At 69.8% G+C, this 23,741-nt stretch carries 19 protein-coding genes; 9 read left to right on the top strand and 10 right to left on the bottom strand.

Annotated features, from left to right (window positions below; translation table 11 throughout):
• Positions 1 to 89: 89 nt before the first annotated feature.
• On the top strand, positions 90 to 1,544 hold the full coding sequence (locus JWP28_RS11370) for a sulfotransferase (RefSeq protein WP_299542936.1): 1,455 nt from the start codon (positions 90 to 92) through the stop codon (positions 1,542 to 1,544).
• Positions 1,545 to 1,693: 149 nt separating this feature from the next.
• Positions 1,694 to 3,334: a sulfotransferase gene (locus JWP28_RS11365; protein ID WP_299542934.1), complete on the top strand. Its 1,641-nt coding sequence runs from the start codon at positions 1,694 to 1,696 to the stop codon at positions 3,332 to 3,334.
• Positions 3,335 to 3,919: 585 nt separating this feature from the next.
• Here JWP28_RS11365 and JWP28_RS11360 read toward each other — a convergent pair.
• From JWP28_RS11360 to oppB, 3 genes are all read right to left on the bottom strand, one after another.
• Complete coding sequence (locus JWP28_RS11360) at positions 3,920 to 6,904, bottom strand: TonB-dependent receptor (RefSeq protein WP_299542932.1); 2,985 nt, start codon at positions 6,902 to 6,904, stop codon at positions 3,920 to 3,922.
• 302 nt (positions 6,905 to 7,206) lie between these two features.
• Complete coding sequence (locus JWP28_RS11355) at positions 7,207 to 8,118, bottom strand: ABC transporter permease subunit (RefSeq protein WP_299542930.1); 912 nt, start codon at positions 8,116 to 8,118, stop codon at positions 7,207 to 7,209.
• 13 nt (positions 8,119 to 8,131) lie between these two features.
• Positions 8,132 to 9,055, bottom strand: a complete 924-nt coding sequence (gene oppB / locus JWP28_RS11350) for an oligopeptide ABC transporter permease OppB (RefSeq protein WP_299542928.1) — start codon at positions 9,053 to 9,055, stop codon at positions 8,132 to 8,134.
• A 111-nt stretch (positions 9,056 to 9,166) separates the two neighbouring features.
• Between oppB and JWP28_RS11345 the strand changes: the two genes are divergently transcribed.
• Both JWP28_RS11345 and JWP28_RS11340 read left to right on the top strand, forming a co-directional pair.
• Positions 9,167 to 9,577, top strand: a complete 411-nt coding sequence (locus JWP28_RS11345) for a TIGR01244 family sulfur transferase (RefSeq protein WP_299542927.1) — start codon at positions 9,167 to 9,169, stop codon at positions 9,575 to 9,577.
• Positions 9,574 to 10,482, top strand: coding sequence for an MBL fold metallo-hydrolase (locus tag JWP28_RS11340; protein ID WP_299542925.1), 909 nt, complete (start codon positions 9,574 to 9,576; stop codon positions 10,480 to 10,482). The genes JWP28_RS11345 and JWP28_RS11340 overlap by 4 nt, the downstream gene beginning before the upstream one ends.
• On the opposite strand, the gene JWP28_RS11335 is transcribed toward JWP28_RS11340, so the two are convergent.
• Together JWP28_RS11335 and JWP28_RS11330 are read right to left on the bottom strand one after the other, a co-directional pair.
• The gene (locus JWP28_RS11335; protein WP_299542923.1) at positions 10,479 to 12,026 is read right to left on the bottom strand and encodes a M56 family metallopeptidase; all 1,548 of its coding nucleotides are present in this window, start codon (positions 12,024 to 12,026) and stop codon (positions 10,479 to 10,481) included. The two genes, JWP28_RS11340 and JWP28_RS11335, sit on opposite strands and share 4 nt — an antisense overlap.
• On the bottom strand, positions 12,019 to 12,384 hold the full coding sequence (locus tag JWP28_RS11330; protein ID WP_299542922.1) for a BlaI/MecI/CopY family transcriptional regulator: 366 nt from the start codon (positions 12,382 to 12,384) through the stop codon (positions 12,019 to 12,021). Before JWP28_RS11330 ends, JWP28_RS11335 begins: the two co-directional genes overlap by 8 nt.
• Before the next feature lie 123 nt (positions 12,385 to 12,507).
• Between JWP28_RS11330 and JWP28_RS11325 the strand changes: the two genes are divergently transcribed.
• A complete protein-coding gene (locus JWP28_RS11325; RefSeq protein ID WP_299542920.1) occupies positions 12,508 to 14,694 on the top strand; it encodes a TonB-dependent receptor in 2,187 nt (728 codons plus the stop codon).
• A 3-nt stretch (positions 14,695 to 14,697) separates the two neighbouring features.
• Here the strand turns inward: JWP28_RS11325 and JWP28_RS11320 are convergent, their stop codons facing one another.
• The 5 genes from JWP28_RS11320 to pdxH form a co-directional block, all read right to left on the bottom strand.
• Positions 14,698 to 15,069: a glycine zipper 2TM domain-containing protein gene (locus tag JWP28_RS11320; RefSeq protein ID WP_299542919.1), complete on the bottom strand. Its 372-nt coding sequence runs from the start codon at positions 15,067 to 15,069 to the stop codon at positions 14,698 to 14,700.
• A 55-nt stretch (positions 15,070 to 15,124) separates the two neighbouring features.
• Complete coding sequence (locus JWP28_RS11315) at positions 15,125 to 15,646, bottom strand: GNAT family N-acetyltransferase (RefSeq protein WP_299542917.1); 522 nt, start codon at positions 15,644 to 15,646, stop codon at positions 15,125 to 15,127.
• Between the two features lie 5 nt (positions 15,647 to 15,651).
• Positions 15,652 to 17,301 carry a long-chain-fatty-acid--CoA ligase gene (locus tag JWP28_RS11310; protein WP_299542915.1) on the bottom strand — a complete coding sequence of 550 codons (1,650 nt, stop codon included), beginning with the start codon at positions 17,299 to 17,301 and terminating at the stop codon, positions 15,652 to 15,654.
• 92 nt (positions 17,302 to 17,393) lie between these two features.
• Positions 17,394 to 18,875, bottom strand: a complete 1,482-nt coding sequence (locus JWP28_RS11305; RefSeq protein WP_299542914.1) for a bifunctional aminoglycoside phosphotransferase/ATP-binding protein — start codon at positions 18,873 to 18,875, stop codon at positions 17,394 to 17,396.
• A gap of 14 nt (positions 18,876 to 18,889) precedes the next feature.
• Positions 18,890 to 19,570, bottom strand: a complete 681-nt coding sequence (gene pdxH / locus JWP28_RS11300) for a pyridoxamine 5'-phosphate oxidase (protein WP_299542913.1) — start codon at positions 19,568 to 19,570, stop codon at positions 18,890 to 18,892.
• A gap of 82 nt (positions 19,571 to 19,652) precedes the next feature.
• Here pdxH and JWP28_RS11295 point away from each other — a divergent pair, with 82 nt between their 5' ends.
• The 4 genes from JWP28_RS11295 to aroC all read left to right on the top strand — a co-directional run.
• Positions 19,653 to 20,348: a DnaJ domain-containing protein gene (locus JWP28_RS11295; RefSeq protein WP_299542912.1), complete on the top strand. Its 696-nt coding sequence runs from the start codon at positions 19,653 to 19,655 to the stop codon at positions 20,346 to 20,348.
• Positions 20,349 to 20,420: 72 nt separating this feature from the next.
• Complete coding sequence (locus JWP28_RS11290) at positions 20,421 to 21,500, top strand: alpha/beta hydrolase (RefSeq protein WP_299542911.1); 1,080 nt, start codon at positions 20,421 to 20,423, stop codon at positions 21,498 to 21,500.
• A gap of 73 nt (positions 21,501 to 21,573) precedes the next feature.
• Positions 21,574 to 22,656, top strand: coding sequence for an alpha/beta hydrolase (locus JWP28_RS11285; protein WP_299542910.1), 1,083 nt, complete (start codon positions 21,574 to 21,576; stop codon positions 22,654 to 22,656).
• 38 nt (positions 22,657 to 22,694) lie between these two features.
• A partial coding sequence (gene aroC, locus JWP28_RS11280) for a chorismate synthase (RefSeq protein ID WP_299542909.1) occupies positions 22,695 to 23,741 on the top strand: 1,047 nt, incomplete at its 3' end.

The following is a 23,741-nucleotide window of genomic DNA, read 5'->3' as shown; positions in this document are numbered from 1 at the left end:
AGGCGGGGCGGCTAGCCGAGGCGCTCGAGGCGGCGCGCGAGGCGGCCCGGCTGGACCCGGGCGCCAGCGAGGCATTTGCGATCTGGGGCGTGGCCGCCGCGGAGCTTGGCCAGTTTGGCGAGGCCATCGAGCCGCTAGTGACCGCAGCCCAGCGAGTCCCCACCGGGTCGGTCGGATGGGCCAACATCACCAGCCAACTTGTCCGCTGCCTCTCCAACACCGGTTCCTGGTCGGCGGCCCTGCAACGAGCGGACGCGGTCGAACGGATCAACGCGCCCGATCCGCTGGTGCGGCAGAGGATCGGCGCGGCGCTCGCGCGGATGAATCTCTCCGCGCGGGGTCTTCCGCACATGGAGTGGGCCGGCGCCCAGAGGCCCGAATGGCCCGAGCTGCTGGTGGAGCTGGGCCTTGCCTACATGTCCGAAGGTCGGCTGGATGACGCAGAGGAGGCGTTCGAGCGGGCCATCGCCCTGGCGCCGAGCATGGCGCAGCCCCACGCGGCGCTCGCTGAGCTGAGGCGCTGGACGCCCGACACGGCGCACGTGGAACGTCTTGTGGCCACAAGGAACGATTCGAGCCTCAGCGCCATTGAGCGGGCCAACCTCGGCTTCGCCCTTTTCAAGGAACTGGACGATCTGGGCCAGACCTCCGAGGCCTGGACGATCCTCGAAGAATCCAACGAATCCTGCTGGACCGAAACCACTGCGGACTGGACGGCTGACCAGGATGGAGCGCTGGTGCAAGCGCTCATCGACACATTCCCCGGCCTTGCCGCCTCCGGGCCATCGGTGTCGAACGCCGCTCCGAGGCCGATCTTCATCGTCGGGCTGCCGCGATCCGGGACGACGCTGCTGGAGCGCATTCTGGCGGCGCACAGCCAGGTGCAGGCGCTGGGAGAACTGCCGACCTTCCCTATGGTGTTCCGCGGCGCCTCCACGGCCGCCGATCGAACCAGGCTGAACGCCGAAACCGTGCGCGCTACCGCACGGGGCGACTGGCGCGCGGCCGGCGATCTCTACCTGCGAGAGGTCACCGCGTTGGCGCCGGGCGCCGACCAATTCATCGACAAGCTCCCGGCCAACAGCTTGTTGGTGGGCGCGATCCGGCTGGCCTTGCCCCAGGCCGCCATCATCCACATGCGGCGCAAGCCGATGGACGCCCTTTTCGGCGCCTACAAGGTCCGGTTCAGGGACTGGTATGGCTGGTCGTGCCGCCAGCCTGACATGGCGGCCCATTATATCCACCACGCCCGTCTGATGGATCACTGGCGCGAGAGCCTTGGCGAGGGGTTGATCGAGGTGGACTACGAGACGCTGGTGGCCGATCCCGAGCCTGAGATTCGCCGGATCCTCGCCGCCTGCGGCCTCGCCTTCGAGCCCGCGTGCCTGGAGCCGCATAACACCCGAGGGCCGGTACGCACGGCCAGCATCGTGCAGGTGCGCGAACCGATTACCACCGCGCGCGTGGGCGCCTGGCGCAGGTACGAGCGCCAACTCCGGCCGCTCCGCGCGGCGCTGGCGGCCGCGGGGATCGATCCCGGCTAGGCCGGGTCGCCGAGGCCGTCAGCTTCTCGCGTCAAGGATTGAAGCGATGGGCCGCCTGTGGTCATTCCACCCTGTTGAACACCCTGCGGTCCGCCGGCGAAGAGCTGACACGACGGCCGCCGAATAGCCGCGGTCAGGAGCGCCTCACGATGTCCGATACTGGATCCGCCCCGAAGGCGGACGAGATCGAGCTGTTCCAGGAAACCGTCGCCGCGGCCCAGGCCGGAGACCTTGCCAAGGCCTTCTTCCTGGCGGGCGGGGCGCTGCACCACGGCCTGGAGCATCCGCTGTTCTACAAGTTGCGGGGGCTTGAGCATCAGCAGTGGGGCCGCGCGGCGCAGGCCGAGGCGGATTTCCGCGCTGCTCTGGCCGACGCGCCCGACGATTTCACCCTGCTCGACATGCTCGGCCTGAGCCTGGCGGCGGGTGGACGGCTGGCCGAGGCCCTGCAGGCCATCGATTCCGCGCTGCGGATTCGACCCGACTACCCGCCGGCCCTGGTGAACCGCGGCTGGGTGCTGGAGAACCTCGGCGACCTCGCCGGCGCCAGGGCCGCCTACCGCAGCGCGCTGTCGATCTCGCCGACAGAGGTGCGCGCGCATTCCGGGCTTGCGCTGCTGGCGGCGCGCGCCGGGCGGTCCGCCGAGGCCCGCCGGGAGGCGGCCGAGGCGTTGCGCCTGGCGAACGGAGAGCCGGGCGCACGGCTGGCGCTGGCCATGGCCGCCCTTTCCGAGGGCGACGCGCCCGGCTCCGAACGCGAGGCTCGCGCACTCCTGGCGGAACCGCAGCCGCTGCACCCCCAACAGGTGGGGGTGGCGCACACCGTTCTCGGCGACGCCCTGGACCGCCAGGAGCGGTTCGGCGAGGCCTTCGAGGCCTATGAACGTGCGAACGCGGCCTTGCGCGCGCACTATGGGCCGCAGTTCGGGGACGGTGGGACGGCGAGCGGCATGGCGGTGGTCGAGCGCCTTCGGCGCGGGTTCGCCGCCGTCAAGGCCTCCGATTGGTCGCGCGGGCCGAGCGCGGACGGCGCCGACGCACAGGGCCATGCCTTCGTCCTCGGCTTTCCGCGGTCCGGTACGACCCTGGTGGGCCAGGTGCTCGACGCGCATCCGCAGGCGACTACGCTCGATGAACTGGAAACCCTCGCCGAACCCGGCGCGACCTACCTCGTCGACGAGGCCGGCCTTGTGCGCCTAGCTGGCGCGCCGCCCGCTGAACTGGCGGACTTCCGTCGGCGATACTGGGATCGCATCGCCGCGGCGGGCGTCGCGCCGGCGGGCCGGCTGCTGGTCGACAAGCTGCCGATGAATACGCTTGGCCTGCCGGTGATCGCCCGCCTGTTTCCGGCGGCCAAGGTGGTCTTCGTGCGGCGCGATCCGCGCGATGTGGTGCTGAGCTGCTTCAGGCGGCAGTTCGTGATGAACGGCGCCAACTGGGAGTTCCTGTCCCTGGAGAGCGCCGCCCGATTCTATGACGCGGTGATGCGGCTGGCGCAGGACTATCTGCAGGCCCTGCCGCTCGACGTGCATGTGCTGCGCCACGAAAACCTGGTCGGCGACTTCGCCGGCGAGGCCGAGCGTCTGCGCCTGTTCCTGGGACTGCCGCCGGACCCGGCGATGAGGGAATTCACAGGTGCGGCCAACGCCGCCGACATCGCCACTCCCAGCGCCGCCCAGGTCGCCGGCGGGTTGTCCGGCGAAGGCGTCGGTACGTGGCGGCGCTATGAAGCCCAGCTCGAGCCCGTGATGCCGGTCCTTGCCCCGTGGATCGAAACCTTCGGCTACTAAGCCGAGATTCGCATCAGAGCGCTTGAGGACCTCCCACTCCAAAGCCCTTCTCCCGGGAAGGGCTACGGCATTCACGCATCTCCGCGGTTGCCGAGGAGCGGGCCCTTCTCCCCTTGTGGGAGAAGGTGGCAGCCGAAGGCTGACGGATGTGGGGTCGCGCTCCCTTCTCGGCGCGATCCCACGCTCAGATCGGATAAGGCTTTCGACCCCACATCCGACCTGCTTCGCAGGCCACCTTCTCCCACAAGGGGAGAAGGCCCGTTCACCTAAGGCACTGATCTCGCGCCCGTTCTGGAGATGTGTGAATCCGGTAGCCCGGGAAGGGAGGAGGGCAAAACCCGTGTCAGTCTCGCTGAATGTAGATTGGTCCCAGGGTCAAAACTCAATCAAGCCTTCGATACTAAATATATTCGTCATGGCCGGGCTTGTCCGGCCCATGACGTTCAAGAGGATGGTTTTCACCCCAGTCTGCTGAGTCCGGCGCACGAGGGACCACGCCGCCCTCTCCGCGCCTCCGGGCGCCACAAATAGAAAGGGGGCGGACCTCTCGGTCCGCCCCCCAATTCTCGATGGGTCGCCGTCGACTTAGAAGTCGGCGGTGATGCCCACGAACGCGTAGCGCCCGAGAGCGTCGTACAGCACGGGATAGGTGTTGCCGTTGAAGAAGATCGAGTTGCCACCGGCGGTCGAACCCACCAGCGGCGGCTCCTTGTCGAACACGTTGTTGACGCCGATCCGGACGGTGTAGCCGTCCTTGATATGGTACTGGGCGGCGAGATCGAAGTAGTTCTGCGCCTTGAGTTCCGCGTCGATGGGGAACGTCGCGCCCGAGAGGAAGGGGTTCGACGAGCTACGCTGCACGTCGACCTTGCCGATGTAGCGCCAGGTGCCCGACAATTGCAGGCCGTCCAGCGGGGTCGTCCAGGTCAGGCGCGCGCGGTGACGCCACTTCGGCCGGGGCTGCGCGCAGGTGGTCGTGCCGTAGAGGCCCGCGCAGTCGTAGCTCGTGACCGTGTTGCCCGAGGCGTCCTTGGTCGAGATGCCCGGGTTGGTCACGAAGGAGTCCAGGTAGGTGCCGTTGAAGTTCAAAGCCACGCTGCCCCACTTGTCGAGGCCGAAGCGGTCGAGGTCGGTGCGGTAGGTCGCCTCCACATCCAGACCCTTGGTCTGCAGGAAGCCGACGTTGACGTTGGTCGCGGTGACGAAGCCGGCGGTGCCGAGCCACAGCGAGCCGGTGGGCGAACGATGGACCAGAGGGCACAAGGTCGAAGACCCGGTCTGCAGGCACGAAGCCAGCGTCAGGTTCGGGTCCAGCACCTGGATGTATTGGTTCACCTTGATGTTGAAGTAGTCGACCGACAGGGTGAACCCCGGGATCATGTTCGGCGTCAGCACGAAGCCCGTCGTGTAGGTGTCCGCCTCTTCCGGCCGCAGGTTCGGGTTGCCCCCGGTCAGGCCGTTGTACTGGCTGGCCGGGTTGGTCGGAATGTGGCCGTATTGCGCCGCCGTCAGGCCGGTGTTGGCGCACTGGGCTTGAGTGGCCGTCGGGGTCGGGCCGGCGCAGGGGTCCGAACTCAGAGACAGGGTGATGCCCTGCGGGGTGAACAGTTCGATGATGTTCGGCGCCCGGACCGCGCGCTCATAGCTAGCCCGGAACCGGAGGTCCTCGATCGGTTTCCAATCGCCCGCGACCTTGTAGGTGTCGGTTTTGCCAACCGAGCTGTAGGACGAGAATCGGTAGCCCAGCTCAACGCTCAGGTCCTTGGCCAGCGGCATGTCCTGGGCCAGCGGGATGCGAGCTTCGCCAAACAGCTCGTACACGTCGTAGCTGCCGGACACGCCATGGGTGGGACCGCCTTGGCCGGCGAGGTCGCCGCTGTCGAATTCGGAATCGACCCTCAGGTCGAGAGCCTCGCGGCGATATTCCGTGCCGACGTTGATGGCGGTCGGATCCTGCGCGAAGGGGCTCTTGAGGAAGCCGAGCTTGCCGGTGACCGATGCGTCGACCACGGTTTCCTGGGTCGAGCCTTCCTTAAAGCCCGGCACGGAGACGTAGGCGAGGGCGGCCGGCGTCACGCCGGTCACGCTGAAGAGCTGCCAGGGCACGCAGCCTTCCGCGCGCGCGTTCGGGTCGGCGCACTGGAGCGCGCCGGTGGCGTCCCTGTTGACGTTCAGCGCATTCGCCGTGCGGCGCAGCGAGACGTCGTTGATGTACTCCTCCTGGTAGATCGCGCGGCCGAGCTGGGCATAGACATCGTAGCTCCAGTCCTCGTTCAGGTCGCCCTTGGCGCCGACCACGATGCGGTAGTCGGTGTGGCGCAGGTCGTCCTGCCGGTTGCCGCCTTCCACGTTCCGACGGAGGATGGCGAGAGAGGCGGCGTCCGTCGAGGTCAAGCCGGCGTTGGTGCAGAAGGTGGTGACCTCCTGCGCGGAGAGCAGCGGACTGTTGCAGGCGATGCTGAACGTCTGGCCGAACACGCCCGACGGCGCGATCTGCGCGACGGTATGGTCGTCCATGAACATGATCTGGGTGTAGGCGTCGACGTGCGGATTGACCTCGTAGTGCGCGAAGACGCCCGCCGAATACTGTTCGTCCGGCCGCTGGTAGTAGTTGAGCGGCGCGAAGTTGAACACGTCGGTGGCAAGCGCCGTACGCACGGTGTTACCGGGACCGCCCTTGTCGACGATGAAGTTGTACGGCTGGTTGGCGCCGGCCAGGTCGTTGGAGAAGATGTGCGTCTGGGCCGTGGTGCCCGAGCCGCCGCAGTTGAAGCCGGTCGTCTTGCTCTCGGCGAGCGCGCAGAAGCTATAGTCGCGGGCGGCTTCCAAAACCTTTTCCACGCTGCGATAGCTGGCGTACGCCGTCGCGTTGCCCTTGCCGTCCGGGCTGTTCACGCCGAGCACGATGCTGATCGCAGTCTGCCGTCCGTCCCAGATCGAGCCGCTCGGGGCGGTGAAGCCTTTGGCCGTGTTGCGGCCCTGGATGAAACTGTTGCTGTTGTCGTGCTGGTATTCGCCAACCTGCGCGTCGAGGCGCACGCCTTCGAAATTCTTCAGCATGACGAAGTTCACGACGCCGGCGATGGCGTCGGAGCCGTAGACCGCCGAGGCGCCGCCGGTCAGGACGTCGACCCGCTCGACCAGAGCCGGGGGGATGAAGTTCAGGTCGGTGACCGGATTGTCGGGAGCGCCGGGCATGACGCGTCGGCCATCGACCAGCACGAGCGTCCGCGACGGGCCCAGGCCGCGCAGGTCGACGGTCGCGATGCCTTGCGAACCGTTCGAGACTCCGCCGCCTTGGCTGGCCAGAACCTGCGGCAGGCTGTTCAACAGGTCTTCGGTCCGGACGACGCCCTGGATCTTGATGTCCGCACTGCCAACCACCGTGATTGGGCTGGTGCTCGTAAGGTTGGGCTGCGGGATGCGCGAACCCGTGACCACGATCTCGGAGACTTCACCGGTGGCGGGTGCGGCGGCGGCAGCGGCCTGGGTGGCGGACAGGGCCAGGAACGCCGCGCCGCAGAATATCGAGGAGGCCATCAGGCGCTCCCGCGTGGAATTGATTTTCAAGGTCTCGATCCTCCAGCGGTCGGCCTGATAAGGCGGACCAGCTCCCCAACAATGCGGTCCCAGAGTCCAAGTCGACTCCGGTTGTGACGGAGTTACGAGCGCTAGCAACTTGCGGTCAACGCACTTTAGCTTCCTGCAACGCTACCGCCGCCAACCTGTCGCATTCTGGTCACAGATTGTCCCGCCATCCGCCATCTGAGACACATTCGGCCCCTGGGACGCTCGGTCGCGCCGAGATCGTGTTGCAGTGGCGGGTGATCGTCGGCTTTTCCGGCCCGGGTGCGCCGGGACGACTGACGGCTTCAACGGTCCTTCGGATCGATCGCGTCGCGCAGGCCGTCGCCGATGAAATTGAAGCTCATCAGCGTGACGACCATCACCGCCGAGGGGAAGATCAGCAGCCAGGGCGCCAGCTCCATGTCCTGCGCCCCGCCCGCGATCAGGGTGCCGAGCGAGGCCATCGGCGGCTGCACGCCGAGCCCCAGGAAGCTCAGGAAGCTTTCGGCGAGGATCACCGCCGGAATGGTCAGGGTCACATAGACCACCACCGGGCCCAGGAGGTTCGGCACGATGTGGCGGAAGATGATGCCGCCCTGGCGCAGGCCGGCGGCGCGGGCGGCCTCGACGAACTCCTTGTGCTTCAGGGTCAGCGTCTGGCCGCGCACGATCCGGCTCATGGTCAACCACTCGACCGCGCCGATGGCCACGAAGATCAGCACGATGTTCGAGCCGAAGGTGACCATCAGCAGGATCACGAAGAAGATGAAGGGCAGGGAATAGAGCACGTCGACGAAGCGCATCATCACCTCGTCCAGCCGCCCGCCGACGAAGCCCGCCACCGCCCCCCACGCCACCCCGATCACCAGGGAGACGAAGGTCGCCACCAGGCCGATGGCCAGCGAGACCCGCAGGCCCATCAAGAGCCGCGCCAGCAGGTCGCGGCCGAGCGCGTCGGTTCCGAACAGATGCCCGTGCTGCAGCGGCGCGAACCAGACGTCGGTCTTGTTGACCTCGTCATAGGCGTAGGGCGTCAGCGCCGGGCCCACCAGCGCGGCCAGCACAAGCAGGCCCAGCACGACCATACCCGCCACCGCGCCACGGTTGCGCAACAACCGCCGCCGCGCGTCGTCCCACAGGCTGCGCCCCTTCAGCGCCGCGCGCTCCATGCTTCGGGCGCCGTCACGCGAACCGGGGACCAGGAGCCCGATGCTCATGCCAACCGCACCCTCATGCCAAGCGAACCCTGGGATCGAGCACCGCATAGAGCAGGTCGGCGACGAGGTTCAGGACGAGGATCAGGGCGGCGTAGAAGATCACCATCCCCATCACCACGGTGTAGTCGCGCTGCAGGGCGCTGAGCACGAAGAACTTGCCGAGCCCCGGCAGGTTGAAGATCTTCTCCACCACCAGCGAGCCGGTGATCAGGCCGGCGCACGCCGGGCCCAGGTAGCTGACCAGCGGCAGGATGGCGGCGCGCAGCGCGTGGCGGGCGACGATCCGGCTCTCGGAGAGGCCCTTGGCGCGGGCGGTCCGCACATAGTTGGAGTGCAGCACCTCGACCATGCCGGCCCGCGTCAGCCGCGAGATGATGGCGATTTGCGGCAGGGCCAGCACCGTCACCGGCAGCACCATGTTGACCAGCGCCCCGCCGTTCCAGCCGGCCCCGGGCAGCCAGCCGAGCTTGGAGGCGAAGGCCAGCACCAGCAGCGGCGCGGTCACGAAGGTCGGGATGCAGACGCCGAGGATCGCCACCGTCATCACGCCATAGTCGACGGCCTGGTTCTGGCGCATGGCCGCCAGCACGCCCAGGCTGACGCCCACCAGGGCGGCCAGCACGATCGCCGACAGTCCCAGTTTCAGGGAGACGAGATAGTTCTCCCTGAGGATCTCGATGACCGACTTGTCCTTGTATTTCAGCGACGGCCCGAGGTCGCCGCGCGCCACGCTCGCCAGATAGTCCAGATACTGCGCGCCGAGCGGCTTGTTCATGCCGTACTTGGCGAGCACGTTCCGCTCGATCTCGGGCGACAGCTTGCGGTCCATGTCGAACGGGCTGCCCGGCGCCGCGCGCATCATGAAGAAGGCGAGCGTCACCACCAGGAAGAGCGTCGGGATCGCGACCAGAAGGCGCCGGCCGATGAAGCGGAGCATGCGGTTGGAGGACGCCTCTGGCTTTGGGCCTTTTCGGGGCCGCGCATTGCGAAACTTCCACCGGGCCCCGATGATGTCAACGAAGGGCCCTTCCGCAGCTAAGTGAACGCCATGACTGACTTCAGACACGTCACCGACGACCTCTCCGTCGCCCCGCAGATCGGCGTCGCCGATGTGGCGGAGGCCAAGCGGATGGGCTTCACCACCATCATCAACAACCGCCCCGACGGCGAGGACCCGAGCCAGCCGCCGGGCGCCGAGATCGAGGCCGCCGCCAAGGCCGCCGGCCTGGCCTACGTCCACATCCCCGTGCGCGGCGCGCCCGGTCCGGCGGAAGTCGAGGCGGTGCGTCAGGCGGTCGACGCCGCAGAGGGGCCGGTGCTGGCCTTCTGCCGCTCCGGCACCCGGTCCATCACCACCTGGTCGATCGGCCAGGCGATGTCCGGGGCCAGGACCCGCGGCGAGTTGGTCAGCCTCGGCCGTGAGGCGGGCTACGACCTCTCCGGCGTGCTGGGCGGATGATACCTTACGTCCGGGATATCCAGTTCGAGTACGGCGCCTGCGACCAGGTCTCGCCGCTGATCCGCCGGGTGGTGGCCGACAACCCAGGGCCGTTCACGTTCAAGGGCACCGGCACCTACATCGTGGGCCACGGCGAGGTGGCGGTGATCGACCCCGGCCCCGACCTGCCCGAACACCTCGACGCCATCCTCAAGGCTGTGTCCGGCGAGCGGGTCACCCACATCCTGATCACCCACCACCACTCCGACCATTCGCCACTCGCGGGCCCGCTGAAGGCGGCGACCGGGGCGACCATCTACGGCTGCGCGGTCGCCGGCCACGAGGCCGAGGACACCGGCGAGGTGAAGATGGAGGCCGGCCACGACCACGACTTCCGCCCCGACCTCAGCCTGTGCGCGGGCGGCGAGGTCTCGGCCCCCGGCTGGACGATGGAGGCGATCCCCACCCCCGGCCACACCTCCAACCACCTCTGCTATGCGCTGAAGGAAGAGAACGCCTGCTTCACCGGCGACCACGTCATGGGCTGGTCGACCACGGTGATCACCCCGCCAGACGGCGACATGACCGACTACCTCAGGAGCCTCGAGGCGATCCGCGCGCACAATTTCACCACGCTGTGGCCGACCCACGGGCCGCCGATCCGCGACGTGACGCCCTTCATCGACGCCTACGCCGAGCACCGCCAGGAGCGGATGGACCAGATCCTGGGCGCGCTGAACGCCGGGCCCGCCCGCATCCGCGACCTGGTCCCCACCCTCTACGCGGACGTCGACCAACGCCTCTGGCCCGCCGCCGCCCGCTCCATGCTGGCGGCGATGATCCACCTGGCGCGGCAGGGGAAGATCGTGGCGGAGGGCGAGCCCGGACCGGACAGCGAATACCGGTTGGCGGCGCTCAACGCCTAGAGGTTGTCCACCCTGTCCACGTTGACGAAGCGCCGATCGCCTGTGCGGCGGCCTTCCGCCAGCTCTTCCGGCGTCTCGGGGCGGAGCGTGGGCGTCACCGTCACGACCTGGCCGGTGGGAAGCGTGATGGTCCCGGTCTCGCCGGACGCCAGCTCGACGGAGCCCGACACCATGAACCGGAAGCTGCGGTCCAGGGCGGCGGTGACGACCAGCCGGTCGCCGTGCTGGGCCACGCTGGTGAACAGCTTGTAGCGGCTGGCGTTGCGCCGGACGTAGCCCAGCCGATACCAGGACTGCGATCCGAAGGCGGTGAGGTCCGTGGTCAGAGGAATGCCCTCGGGATCGGTCATGGTGGCCAGGACCCTGACCGCCGAACCCGGCTCGACCGCCGACCAATCGGCCACCGCATGGATCTTCCTCGATGGGCCGAAGAAGCCGGGGGTCATGAGCCTGCGCGGAGGGCCGGGCGCCGAGGCTTCGTCCGTCGCCGGCTGCATCACGGGCGCCGGTGCGCTTTGCGGGGCCCCAGGCTGCTTCATCGCCGCGCGGGACGGCGACGCGGCCCGGCGCAGCGAACCCCGGGCGTCGGACGCGATGGCCGCCGGGCCGGATATGGACGCGATCGCCGTAGGCTCTACGAGTGCGGCCCGGCGCTCGGCAGGCGCCGGCGCCATCACGACCTGGGGCGGGCGCGCCGCCCACGCCGAGCAGGCCCCACCGAACGCCAGCAGTGCGATGGCCGCGGGGCCGACGCCGCGCGCCGCCCAGGCGGGTGTCTTCCGCGACAGCAGGCTGATCCGCTGCGCCAGCGGGTGCTCGGCCTGCGCCGGCCAGTAGCAGCCGAGCGGCAGGGGCCGGGCCGCGATCTGGGTCTTCAGCAGGGCTTCCGCGTAGGTCCGACGCGCCTTGGGGTGGGCGGCGACCACGGCGGCGTCGCAGGCGAGCTCCTGGTCGATCCGCAGGTAATAGGAGAGCAGGTGCACGAACGGATTGAACCAGCTCGCGCAGCGGACCAGGGCCACGAGCGCGTTGATGCGGGAATCGTGCCGGGCGATGTGGGTGCGCTCGTGCGCCAGGACCACCGTCTGCTCGCAGGGCGTGTAGCGACGGGCGAAGTCGTCCGGCGTGACGATCCGCGGGCGCAGGACGCCGATGACCGCGGGCCCGGCGCGGCCGGCGCGCACGGCGCGGCTGAACCGGATCTGCTGCCACGTCAGGTAAAGGAGGCTCCCGGCGGCGCCGGCGATCCATAGCCCGACCAGCAGCGGCGGCAGGTCGAGGCCAGGCTGGAGAAGCGGCGGCGCGCCGGCCAAGGCGGCGCCCGGGACCATCGCCGCGTTCCCGGCTGCCGGCGGCGGCGCGAGGACGACGACCCGCGCCGGCAGGATCATGGCCAGCACCGCCAGCGGCGCGAACGACCAGAGCGCGTAGGCGGCGCCGGCGCCGAACAGGCGCCGGGCGGTCAGGCGCAGCGCCATCACGACGGCGATCGCGGCGGCGCCGGCCAGGTTCACCCGCACGAGAAGGAAAAGGACGTCACTCATCTTCGAGCTTCGCGATCAGCTTCTTGAGGTGGTCGATGTCCTTGGGCGTCAGCGCCCGGTGCGCGGCGAAGTGGGCGACCAGCGGCGCCACCTCTCCCCCGAATAGGCGATCGACCAGCCCCTGGCTCTCGGCCTGGACGTAGCTCTCGCGGAGCAGCAGCGGGCGATAGAAGTAGCCGCCCTCCTCGCGGCGGCCTTCGATGGCCTTTTTGCGCAGCAGGCGCGTGATCAGCGTCTTCACGGTGCCGGGCGCCCAACCGTGCGCCTCGCCCACCTCGGCCACGATGCCGTCCGGCGTCAGCGGCCCGCGGCGCCACAGCGCCTCCATGATCTGGCTCTCAGCCCCGGAGATCTTCACGGCCGGTCCACCTCGCCGGATTACCGAAAATACACGTGTACTTTTATCCAAAGTACATCTGTATCCTAGGCGCTCTGGCCGCCGTGGCCAGTGACTTTCCGTTCACGTGCGAGGGCCAGACCGTTGAAGACCCGCCTCATCTGGATGGCGCTCGCCGCCGCGCCAACGGCCGCCTTTGCGCAGGAGGCCTCGCCGCCCAAGCCCGCCCTTGCCCCGGCGAGCAAGCCCGCGCCCCACACGGTCGGCGAAGTGGTGGTCACCGGCCAGGCGCCGGCGGTGCAGACCTCCATCGACCGGCGCAGCTATAGCGTCGCCGCCGACCTGCAGGCCCAGACCGGCTCGATCAGCGACGCCCTGCGCAACCTGCCCGCTGTGGAGGTCGACGTGCAGGGCAACGTCAGCCTCAGAGGCGATCCCAACGTCACCATCCTGATCGACGGCAAGCCTTCGAGCCTCTTCACCGGCGACAACAAGGCCCAGGCGCTGCAATCGATGCCGGCCGACAGCGTCGAGCGCGTGGAGGTGATCACCAATCCCTCGGCCGAGTTCCGCGCCGACGGCTCGGCGGGGATCATCAATCTGATCACCAAGCAGGCCAGGGGGGCCGGGCGCACCGGCTCGCTGCGCCTGACGGCCGGCGAGGGCGACCGCTATGCCGCCAGCGCGAGCGGCGGCTACAACTCCAACAAGCTGACGGCAGCCGCCGACGTCGGCATGCGCCAGGACACCCAGAAGAGCCACGGCGTCGACGACCGGCTGCAGCGCGATCCGGCGACCGGCGGCTTCGACGCCATCGACCAGGACCAGGTCACCCACATCATCGCCAACTCGTTCAACGGCCGGGCGAGCGTCGACTACGACCTGTCGCCGAAGACCCGCATCGGCGCCGAGACCCACGCCAACTACACCTTCTTCCGCGTCGACGCGCCCAGCCGCTTCACAGCCGACGGCCCGACCGGGGCGCTGTCGGAGTCTTTCGACCGCCAGCTCAACATCCATCAGAAGCGGCTGGCGGCCGAGGTCAGCGCCAACCTTCGGCACAAGTTCGAAGGTGATGGCGAACTCGTCGCGAGCCTGAGCCACGAGGGGATCAATGACGACCGCGTGCGGTCCGGGCACACCTCGGATCAGGTTCCGGCCGCGCCGGACGCCTTCGACCAGCAGCGGCTCGACAACCACCTGCAGCGCACCGAGTTGAAGGGCGACTTCACCCAGCCCCTGCCGGACATGGCCAAGCTGAAGCTCGGGTTCGACGTCGAATACCTCGACAACGCCTACCGCAACCGGGGCTTCGTGGGTGGCGCGCCGGACGCGCTGGCGCCCGACGCGACGCTGACCAACCTGTTCGTCTTCAAGCAGACGGTCAGCGCGGCCTACGTGACCTATGAGCGGCCGCTGGGAGCCCTCACCGTGCTCGCTGGCCTCAGGGTCGAGGACGTGCAGATGCATCTCGACCAGGCGACCCTGGGCCAGAGCGACGAGAACGACTACCTGCGCGCCTATCCGAGCCTGCACCTGGCGTGGAAGCTGTCCGACGCCCAGCAGCTCACCGCCAGCTACAGCCACCGCGTCCAGCGGCCGGATCCGGGCGAGTTCAACGCCTTCCACTTCCTGCTCGACCCACTGAACTTCCGGGCCGGCAACCCGCACCTGAAGCCGCAGCAGACCCAGTCGTTCGAGCTGGGCTACGAGTACCGCCGCTCGCCGGTCCTGCTCCTGGCCACCCTCTACTATCGGGAGAACCGCGACGGCGTCGCCGACGTGCTGCGCGACCTGGGCGGCGGCGTCTTCCTGACCGAGCGGGACAACGTCGCGCGCAGCCGCAGCGGCGGGCTGGAGCTGGTCGCCAACGGGCGGCTGACCAAGACCGTGACCTACAACCTGAACGGCGGACTGGGCTGGAGCCAGCTGGACTCGCTGGGGCCGACGTTCGCGCCGACGCGGTCCCTGGTCAGCCCGTCCGGACACGGCAGCCTCACCTGGCAGGCGACCCCGGACGACCTCTTGCAGCTCAACGGCTTCATGATCGGCAAGCGGCTGACGCCGCAGGGCCATGCCGACCCGATGATCGGCGTGGACCTTGGCTATCGCCACAAGCTCAGCGACCGGCTCTCCGTCACGGTCACCGCCCAGGACATCCTCGGCACGTTCCGCGCCTTCCAGGCGATCGACACCGCGGTGCTCCGGGAGCGCACCAAGACGGACTTCGACACCCGCCAGATCCGCGTGGGCCTCACCTGGACGCTGGGCGGCGGCGGGCGTCAAAAGGAGCCCACCTTCGACTTCCAGGGCGCGCCCTCGACGCCGTAGCGGTCAGCGGCAGTGGACTCGGCCGCGGTCGATGGAATTGCCGAGGGCCGCGCCTCCCGCGGCGCCTAAGAGGGCGCCAATCGTGTCGCCCCCTATCGCGTTGCCGAGCGCCGCGCCCGCGAGCCCGCCGACGACCAAGCCGGTCGTACCATCGCCGCGGCGGCAGTAATAACGGCCGTCGCCGCCCCGATAGACGTAGTCAGCCCGAGTCAGGCGGCGGTCATGGTGGCTGCGGCCATCATAGGCGCGCGCCGCATCCCAATTGCGGTTCTCCGGACCGCCGTGCCAGCCGCGATCCGGCTTTGCCGTGGCGGACATGCTTCCACACGAAAGGCCGACAGACAGGGCGGCCACGGCCAGGACTGAAGTCTTCATCGCCCGGACTCCTTCATCGGACTCAGAACGCGGGATCTCCGACGGAGTTCACGCTCTAAAGCGCCCGCTCCAGCACCACGAAGCTGAGGTCGTCGCGCAGCGGCCGGCCGAAGCGGTCGTCGCCGTAGGGGAAGGGGTCGGTCTCGCCGGTCAGCGCATAGCCGCGCCGCTCGTACCAGGCGATCAGGGTGTCGCGGACATTGATCACCCGCATGCGCATCCGCCGCACCCCGCGGGCCCGGGCGAAATCCTCGGCGGCGGCCAGCAGGGTGCGGCCGAGCTTGCGGTCCTGCCGGTCGGGCCGCACGCTGAGCAGGCCGAGATACCAGGCGTCGTCCGCGACCGGCTCCAGCCAGACGTGGCCCTGCAGCTCGCCCGCCGCGTCGCGCCAGACCAGGATCTGCGCCTGCGGTTTCGCGGCCAAATCTTCGCTAAGCGCCGCGGCGGTAGTCCGCTCGCCCTCGAGGTAGCTCTCGATCGTCCAGCTCGATTGCGGCCCGGTCCCGCGATAGGCCCAGTTGGTCAGCGCCACGATTTCCGGCAGGTCGGCCGCCGCGGCCCGTTGCAGCTCGATCATGCGGCTCAGGCGGTCGCCTTGGCCGGCGCGGCGGTCGGCAGCACGTAGCCCTTCATCCGTTCACGGATAAGCTTCTTGTCGATCTTGCCGGTGGCCCCCAGCGGGATGTCGTCGACGAAGACCACGTCGTCGGGGGTCCACCACTTGGCGATCTTGCCTTCCAGGAAGGCCAGGAACTCCTCCTTGGTCGCATCCACGCCCGGCTCCAGCTTGACCAGCAGCACCGGCCGCTCGTCCCACTTGGGGTGCGCCGCGCCGATCACCGCGCAGAGCGCCGCCTTCGGGTGGCCGACCGCCAGGTTCTCGATCTCGATGGTGGAGATCCACTCGCCGCCGGACTTGATCACATCCTTGGCGCGGTCGGTGATCTGCATGAAGCCGTATTCGTCGATCGTCGCCACGTCGCCGGTGTCGAAATAGCCCTCCTCGTCAAGGATCTCGCCGCCGTCGCCCTTGAAGTATTCGCCGACCACGAACGGCCCGCGCACCATCAGCCGGCCGAAGGTGGTCCCGTCGTGCGGCAGGCGCTCACCTGCGTCGTTGACCAGCTTCAGCTCGATGCCGATCGGCGGGCGGCCCTGCTTCAGGGTGAAGCGAAGCTGCTCCTCCGGGCTCATCTTGGCGATCTTGCCGGTGGGGGTGGCGAGCGTGCCGAGCGGCGAGGTCTCGGTCATGCCCCAGGCGTGGGTGACGGAGACGCCGTAGTCGTCGCGGAAGGCGCGGACCAGGGCCTCGGGGACCGCCGAGCCGCCGATCACCACGCGCTGCAGGGTGGAGGGCCGGCTGTTCGTTTCGCGCATGTAGGCGAGCAGCATCTGCCAGACCGTCGGCACCGCCGCGGAGAAGGTCACCGCCTCGCTTTCCAGCAGTTCGTAGACCGACGCCCCGTCCAGCTTCATGCCCGGCATCACCAGCTTCGCGCCCACCGCCGAGCAGGAGAAGGCCAGACCCCAGGCGTTGGCGTGGAACATCGGCACCACCGGCAGGACGGTGTCTGTGGCCGAAAGCCCCATCACGTCCTGGCCCATGGTCACCAGCGTATGGATGAAGTTCGAGCGGTGCGAATAGAGCACGCCCTTGGGATTTCCGGTCGTGCCGGAGGTGTAGCAAAGCCCCGCCGCAGTGTTCTCGTCGAAGTCGCCCCAGACGCAGTCGGCGGAATTCTCGGCCAGCAGGGTCTCGAAGCACAGCGCGCCCGGATAGGCGGCCGGGTCCATGTGCGCCTCGTCGGTCATGACGATGACGTGCTTCACCGTCGGCATCTGGGCGCGATGCTCGAGCAGCACCGGCAGGAAGGTCAGGTCGGTGAAGAGGACCTTATCCTCGGCGTGGTTGATGATGTAGCAGAGCTGCTCGGCGAACAGCCGCGGGTTGAGGGTATGGCAAACCGCGCCGATCCCCATGATCCCGTACCAGGCCTCGATGTGCCGGGCGGTGTTCCAGGCCAGCGTCGCCACCCGGTCGCCGGGCTGCACGCCCAGGCCCTTCAGCGCATTGGAGAGGCGCTTGGCGCGGGCGTGGACCTCCGCATAGGTCGTGCGCACGACCGGGCCTTCGACCGAGCGGCTGACGATCTCCCGGTCGCCGTGCCAGCTCTTGGCGTGGTCGAGGATCTTATCGACCGTCAGCGGCCAGTTCTGCATCAGGCCAAGCATCGGCCACTCCTCCCGAAACGGGCCTTTGTCAGGCTTTCCAACAAGCTAGTTGCCCCAGCATCCATACGCAACGCGAGCGCCATCCCACACCCCTAGTCGCCGGCCAGCCAGGCCGCAGCGGCCTCGTCCGTGGGGCGGGTGGCGTCCACCCGCGTCCAGGGGACGGAATCGCCGCCGTGGCGGGCGAGCTGGTCGTGCAGCACCTCCAGCGTCGCGTCCGAGGCGTCGCCGACCCGCGAGGCGACCCGGGCCTCCAGCACCTCGACAGGGGCCTGCAGCCAGACGCCGCGGAAGGGAACGCCCAGGCCGGCGGCCAGCGCCTCGGCCCGCGCCCGCAAGGCCGGGTCGGTGAAGGTCGCGTCGAGCACCACCGCCCGGCCGGCCTTCAGCAGGGCCTCCGCGGCGTCCAGCACCGTGTCGTAGACCTGGGCGTAGAACTCCGGCGTGTAGATCTCGCGGGCCAGGCGATCCACCGGCCCGGCCCCGGCCAGCCGCTTGCGCGCCTCGTCGGTCCGCAGCACCACCGCGCCCGGGGATGCGCCGAGCCCGGGCGCGATCGCCCGCGCGAAGGCCGACTTCCCGGACCCCGAAAACCCGCCGACCGCGGCCAGCACCGGCGGCGGCGGCGCGAGGTGGGCGATCGCGGCCTCCACATAGGCGCGCGACATCGCCAGGTCGCCGCCGTGGGCGGAAACGTGCGCCCGCACGCCTGCCCGCACCGACAGCATCAGCGGCAGCGCCGCCAGGCCCTCCCACAGCTGCGCCGGGAAATGCCGCGCCGCCACGTCGAGATAGGCCGACAGCACCCGCACCGCCGCGTCGCGCCGCCCGCGGAAGTCGAGGTCCATCAAGAGGAACGCCAGGTCGTACTGGACGTCGAGGTCGGAGAGCACGTCGTTGAACTCGATGCAGTCGAACAGCACCGGCTTGCCGTTCTCCACCAGGATGTTGGCCAGGTGCAGGTCGCCGTGGCAGCGGCGCGCAAACCCCGCCGCCGCGCGCGCCAGCAGCAGCGGCCGTTGGCGCTGCAGCTCCGCCGCGGTCAGTGCGACCATGGTCTCGACCCGCTCGTGATCGAGCTTTCCGGTCAGGTCCCGCAACAGGTGGGCGTTGGAATTGACCGTGAACTCCATCGCCGCCCAGCCGCCCTGCGGCCGCAGCGGCGCCTGGGCGTGGAAGCCGGCGATGGTGCGGCCCAGCGCGTCGGCCATCTCGCCGTCGACGGCGGCGGGGTTGGCGGAGAGCACGGCGCCGTCGTCGAAGCGGCGCATCTCCAGCGCATAGTCCGCCACCTCGCCCGCGCCGTCCCAGGCAAAGCCGCCGCCGGGCTCGCGCGTCAGGGTCCGCACCCGGCGGTAGATGTCCGGAGCCGCCGCGCGGTTGAACTCCAGCTCGCGATCCAGCGCCCATTTGCGCCGCTCCGGAGTGGAGAAGTCCGCATAGCCCAGGTCGACGTTGCGCTTCAGCTTCCAGGCGACGTCGCCGGCCAGGAAGATCCGCGCGCAGGCGGTCTCGATGGCGCGGTCGGAGCGGGCCTTCAGCCAGGCGACGACCTCCGCCTCCCCAGATCCCAACGCAGGCTCCGCGCTCAAGGAAACAGCCTGTGCGTCGTCCAGCCCTCGGCGGCCCCCTCGCCGGACGAACGGGTGAACACCAGCCGCTCGTGCAGGCGGAACGGCCGGTCGCGCCAGAACTCGATGATTTCAGGCTGCACCCGGAACCCCGACCAGTGCGGCGGGCGCGGCACCTTGCCGAGGCCGAACTTCAGCCCGAACTCGGCGATCTTCTTCTCCAGCGCCAGCCGGTCCGGCAGCGGCCGCGACTGCGCCGAGGCCCAGGCGCCCAGCTGCGCCGGCCTGGCCCGCGTCGCCCAGTAGGCGTCGGCCTCGGCGTCGGACACCGGCGCGACCGAACCGCGCACCCGCACCTGCCGGCGCAGCGACTTCCAGTGGAACAGCAGCGCAGCCTTGGGATTGGCCGCCAGCTCCCGGCCCTTGGCGCTTTCGGCGTTGGAATAGAAGACGAAGCCGCGGGCGTCGGCGTCCTTCAAGAGCACCATGCGCACGTCCGGCAGGCCGTTTTCGTCCACCGTGGCGAGCGACATGGCGTTGGCGTCGTTGGGTTCCTTGGCCAGCGCCTCGGCCAGCCAGGCATTGAACAGGGCGAGCGGATCGGCGTCGCTGAGCAGCGGCAGGGCCTCGGCCGAGGCCACCTCGCGCACATAGTCGTCCTCGGTGGGCGACGGGGGAATGAGCGTCTTTTCAGTCATCGGCCCCGATATAGCCCAGGCGCGCGAACCTTCGCGAGGCTTAACCCTGCCTTGACCAACTCACCCTGATCCTCTCCGGGCGATGAGCTGCGATCCGCCGATATCCCTGAGGGCCGCCCGCGAGGTGCTGGGCGTGGGCCCGCTCGCCGGCGCGGGTGAGCTGCGCTGCGCCTTCCGCGAGGCCGCCAAGCAGGCCCACCCGGATCGTCCGGGAGGCGGCGCCGAGCGCTTCCGCCAGGTGGTCGCCGCCTACCACCGCCTGCAGGGCCTGCAGCCCGCCTCCGAACGCATCATCCAGCCGCCGGCGGCGCGTCCCCCGGAACCCGGCGTGCTCACCATCAGCCCCCTGGTCGCCCTGCGCGGCGGTTCGGCGGAGCACCGGCTCCCCGACGGCCGGCGCATCCGCGTGCGGCTGCCCGCCGGCCTGCGCAGCGGCGACACGGTCCGCGCCGGGGGCGCCGAGCTTCACGTCGTCCTGCGGGGCACGCCCGAGATGCTGGTGCGCGGCGACGACCTGTGGATCAGCGTGGCCGTCGCGCCGCGGATCCTGGATGAAGGCGGCCGCGTCGCGCTGGACACCCCGGCCGGCCGCCGGATCGTGTGGCTGACCAAGAAGGCCGGCGAGCGCAAGCTGGTGCGCCTGGTGGGCCAGGGGCTGCCCGCCCGCGGGCCCCACGCCCAGGGGCACATCTTCCTGCGGCTGGCGCCCAGCGCCGGCCAGGCCGACTCCGCCGCCCGCACCCTGCTCCGCCGCTTCGCCGCCGCCTGGGCCGCCTGATCGCGATTTAATTGAAGTCGTCCGCGCCGCTGTCCTAGGATTGCGGCGAAATCGGACTTCGGGGGAACGACGATGCGGCGTTTCACTGGCCTTTTGGGACTGGCGATCGCCGCCTTCAGCCTGGCCGCGGCGGCTCAGGCCGGGCCGGTGGGCGAGCGCCACCTGCAGACCACCGACGCCACCGCCGCCCTGCGCGACGCCGACCACAAGCCGACGGTTCGCGTGACCGTCTGGTATCCCGCCGGCGCCGGCGTGGCCGAAGAGCGCATCGATATCGGTCCACCCGGAAATCCGCTCTTCACGGTGGGCGCGGTCGCCCAGGACGCGGCCTTCGCCGACGCCAGGCCACGTCCGGTGATCCTGTTCTCCCACGGCTTCGGCGGCACGGCGCGGATGATGGCCTGGTTCGGCGCGCCGCTGGCCCGCGCCGGCTACGTCGTGATCGCCGTCGACCACCCGGGCAACAACGGCATGGACAAGATGACCGCCGCCGGCGCGATCCTGTGGTGGGACCGGGCCCAGGACCTGCGCGCGGCGCTGGACGCCGTGAAGGCCGATCCTGCGATCGGTCCCCACCTCGACCTCAAGCGCATCGGGGTCTCGGGCTTCTCGGCCGGCGGCTTCACCAGCCTGGTCAGCGCCGGCGCGCGCGTGGACATGAACCGTTTCCAGGCCTTCTGCCGCGCGCATCCCGCCGACGGCGTCTGCGCCCCGCAGAAGGAGTTCGCGCTCAGCAGGGACGACGCCCGAAAGGCGCTGGCCTCGCCCGAGCTCGCCGCCGAGGCCGCCCACGCCGGCGACGACCACGCGATCCCCGGCGTCCGCGCCGCCTTCGCCATCGCGCCCGCCATCGTCCAGGCCCTGCCGCCCCAGGGCCTCGCGCGGATGAAGGTCCCGGTGGCGATCATCCTCGGCGCCGCTGATCCGGTGGCTCCGCCCGAGACCAATGGCCTGGTCGCCGCCAAGGCGATCCCGCACGCCGAGCTGAAAATACTGCCCGGCGTCGGCCACTACGACTTCCTGTCGACCTGCACCCCGGCAGGCGTGGCCTCGGTCCCGATCTGCACCGCCAAGGTCCCCCAGGATCCGACCCACCAGGCCGCCATCGACATGGCCCTGGCCTTTTTCGGACGGACGCTCGGCAAGCCCTAGGCTGATTGCGGGAGCGCGTGAGCTGCGGCTCGCCTAGGGTTTCGCTGACGATTCGAGCGGGGACCGGCTGACGATGCGCATCACCAAGCTCCTGGCGATGGCCACCGCTGCGCTTTGCCTGGCGAGCGGCGCCGAGGCCGAGAGCCCGGTCGGCGAGCGCCACCTGGAGGCCGTGAACCCCACGGCCGCGCTGCGCGACGCCGAGCATCGCGCCACGGTCCGGGTGACCGTCTGGTACCCCGCGGCGGAAGGCTCGGTCGAACGGTCGCTGGACATCGGCCCGCCTAACCAGCCGCTGTTCTATGTCGGCGAGGCGGCCCCGGAGGCGGCCTTCGCCGACACCCGCCGCCGGCCAGTGATCCTGTTTTCCCACGGCTACGGCGGCTCCGCCCGGATGATGGCCTGGTTCACCACGGTCCTCGCCCAGCAGGGCTATGTGGTGATCGCCGTCGATCATCCCGGCAACAACAGCCTCGACAAGATGACCGTCGCCGGCTCGGCGATGTTCTGGGATCGTGCCGGCGACTTGCAGGCGGCCCTCGACAAGGCGGCGGCGGACCCGGTGATCGGCGCGCATATGGACCTCAAGCGCCTGGGCGTCGCTGGCTACGCGACCGGCGGCTTCACCGCCCTCGCCGCAGCCGGCGCGCGCGTCGACCTGCAGCGATTCCAGGCCTCCTGCGCGGCCCATCCCCACGACGGGCTCTGCACACCGCAGCCGGAGTTTCCGGTGACGCTGGAGCAGGCCACGGCGGCGTTCGCCGCCCCGGAGCTCGCCGCCGAGGCCGCCCACGCCGGTGACGATCATTCGATCCGCGGCGTGCGGGCGGCCTTCGCCATCGCGCCGGCGCTCGTCCAGGCCTTCGATCCCGCCAGTCTGACGGCCATGGGCGCCCCCGTCGCCATCATCCTCGGCGGCGCCGATCCCGTCGCGCCGCCGAACATCAACGGCGGGGCCGCCGCGCGCGCCATCCCCCGCGCCCAGTTGAAAACCCTGCCCGGCGTCGGCCACTACGACTTCCTATCGACCTGCAGCCCCAGGGCCCTCAGCACCGAGCCTCTGTGCCAGAGCCTCCAGACACCGCAGGGGCCGACCCACTTCGAGGCCCTGCAGATGGCCCTGATCATGTTCGGGCGTGCGATGGGTCCGCCCTGAGGTTGGTGCTCGGCCGCGGGTCCGCTACAAGCCCGGCCATGTCGCACAATACGTTCGGCCATCTGTTCCGCGTCACCACCTGGGGCGAAAGCCACGGGCCGGCGCTGGGCTGCGTGGTCGACGGCTGCCCGCCCGGCATCCCGCTCACCGAGGCCGACGTGCAGGTGTGGCTGGAGAAGCGCCGGCCCGGCCAGGGCAAGTTCGTCACCCAGCGCCAGGAGCCGGACGCCGTACGCATCCTCTCCGGCGTCTTTTCCGACGAGCGCACCGATGGCCAGGTGACCACCGGCACGCCGATCTCGATGATCATCGACAACGTCGACCAGCGCAGCCGCGACTATTCGGAGATCGCCACCGCCTTCCGTCCCGGCCACGCCGACTACAGCTACTTCGCCAAGTACGGGGTGCGCGACTACCGCGGCGGCGGCCGCCAGTCGGCGCGCGAGACCGCCGCCCGCGTCGCGGCAGGCGCCGTGGCCCGCAAGATCCTGCCCGGCGTCCAGATCCGCGGCGCGGTGGTGCAGATCGGACCGCACGCGGTTGCGCCCGACCGCATGGACTGGAGCCAGACCGAGGCCAACCCCTTCTGGTGTCCGGACCCCGACATGGTCCCGGTCTGGGAAGATCACCTCGAAACCATCCGCAAGGCCGGCTCCTCCACCGGCGCCATCGTCGCCGTCGAGGCTCTGGGCGCGCCCGCGGGCTGGGGCGCGCCGGTCTATGGCAAGCTGGACGCCGAACTGGCCGGGGCGCTGATGTCGATCAACGCCGCCAAGGGCGTGGAGATCGGCGCGGGCTTCGCCTCGGCCGCGCTGTCGGGCGAGGAGAACGCCGACGAGATGCGCGCCGGCCAGGACGGCCCCGCCTTCCTCGCCAACCACGCCGGCGGCGTGCTGGGCGGCATCTCCACCGGCCAGCCGGTCACCGCGCGCGTCGCCTTCAAGCCCACCTCCTCGATCCTCACCCCGCGCCGCAGCCTGAACGAGGCCGGCGAGGAGATCGAGCTGCGCACCAAGGGCCGCCACGACCCCTGCGTCGGCATCCGCGCCGTGCCGGTCGTCGAGGCCATGGTGGCCTGCGTGCTG

Source organism: Phenylobacterium sp. (assembly GCF_028290885.1).
In the GTDB taxonomy this organism is placed as follows: Bacteria; Pseudomonadota; Alphaproteobacteria; order Caulobacterales; family Caulobacteraceae; genus Phenylobacterium.
This window is presented reverse-complemented; position numbering and strand designations above follow the sequence as displayed.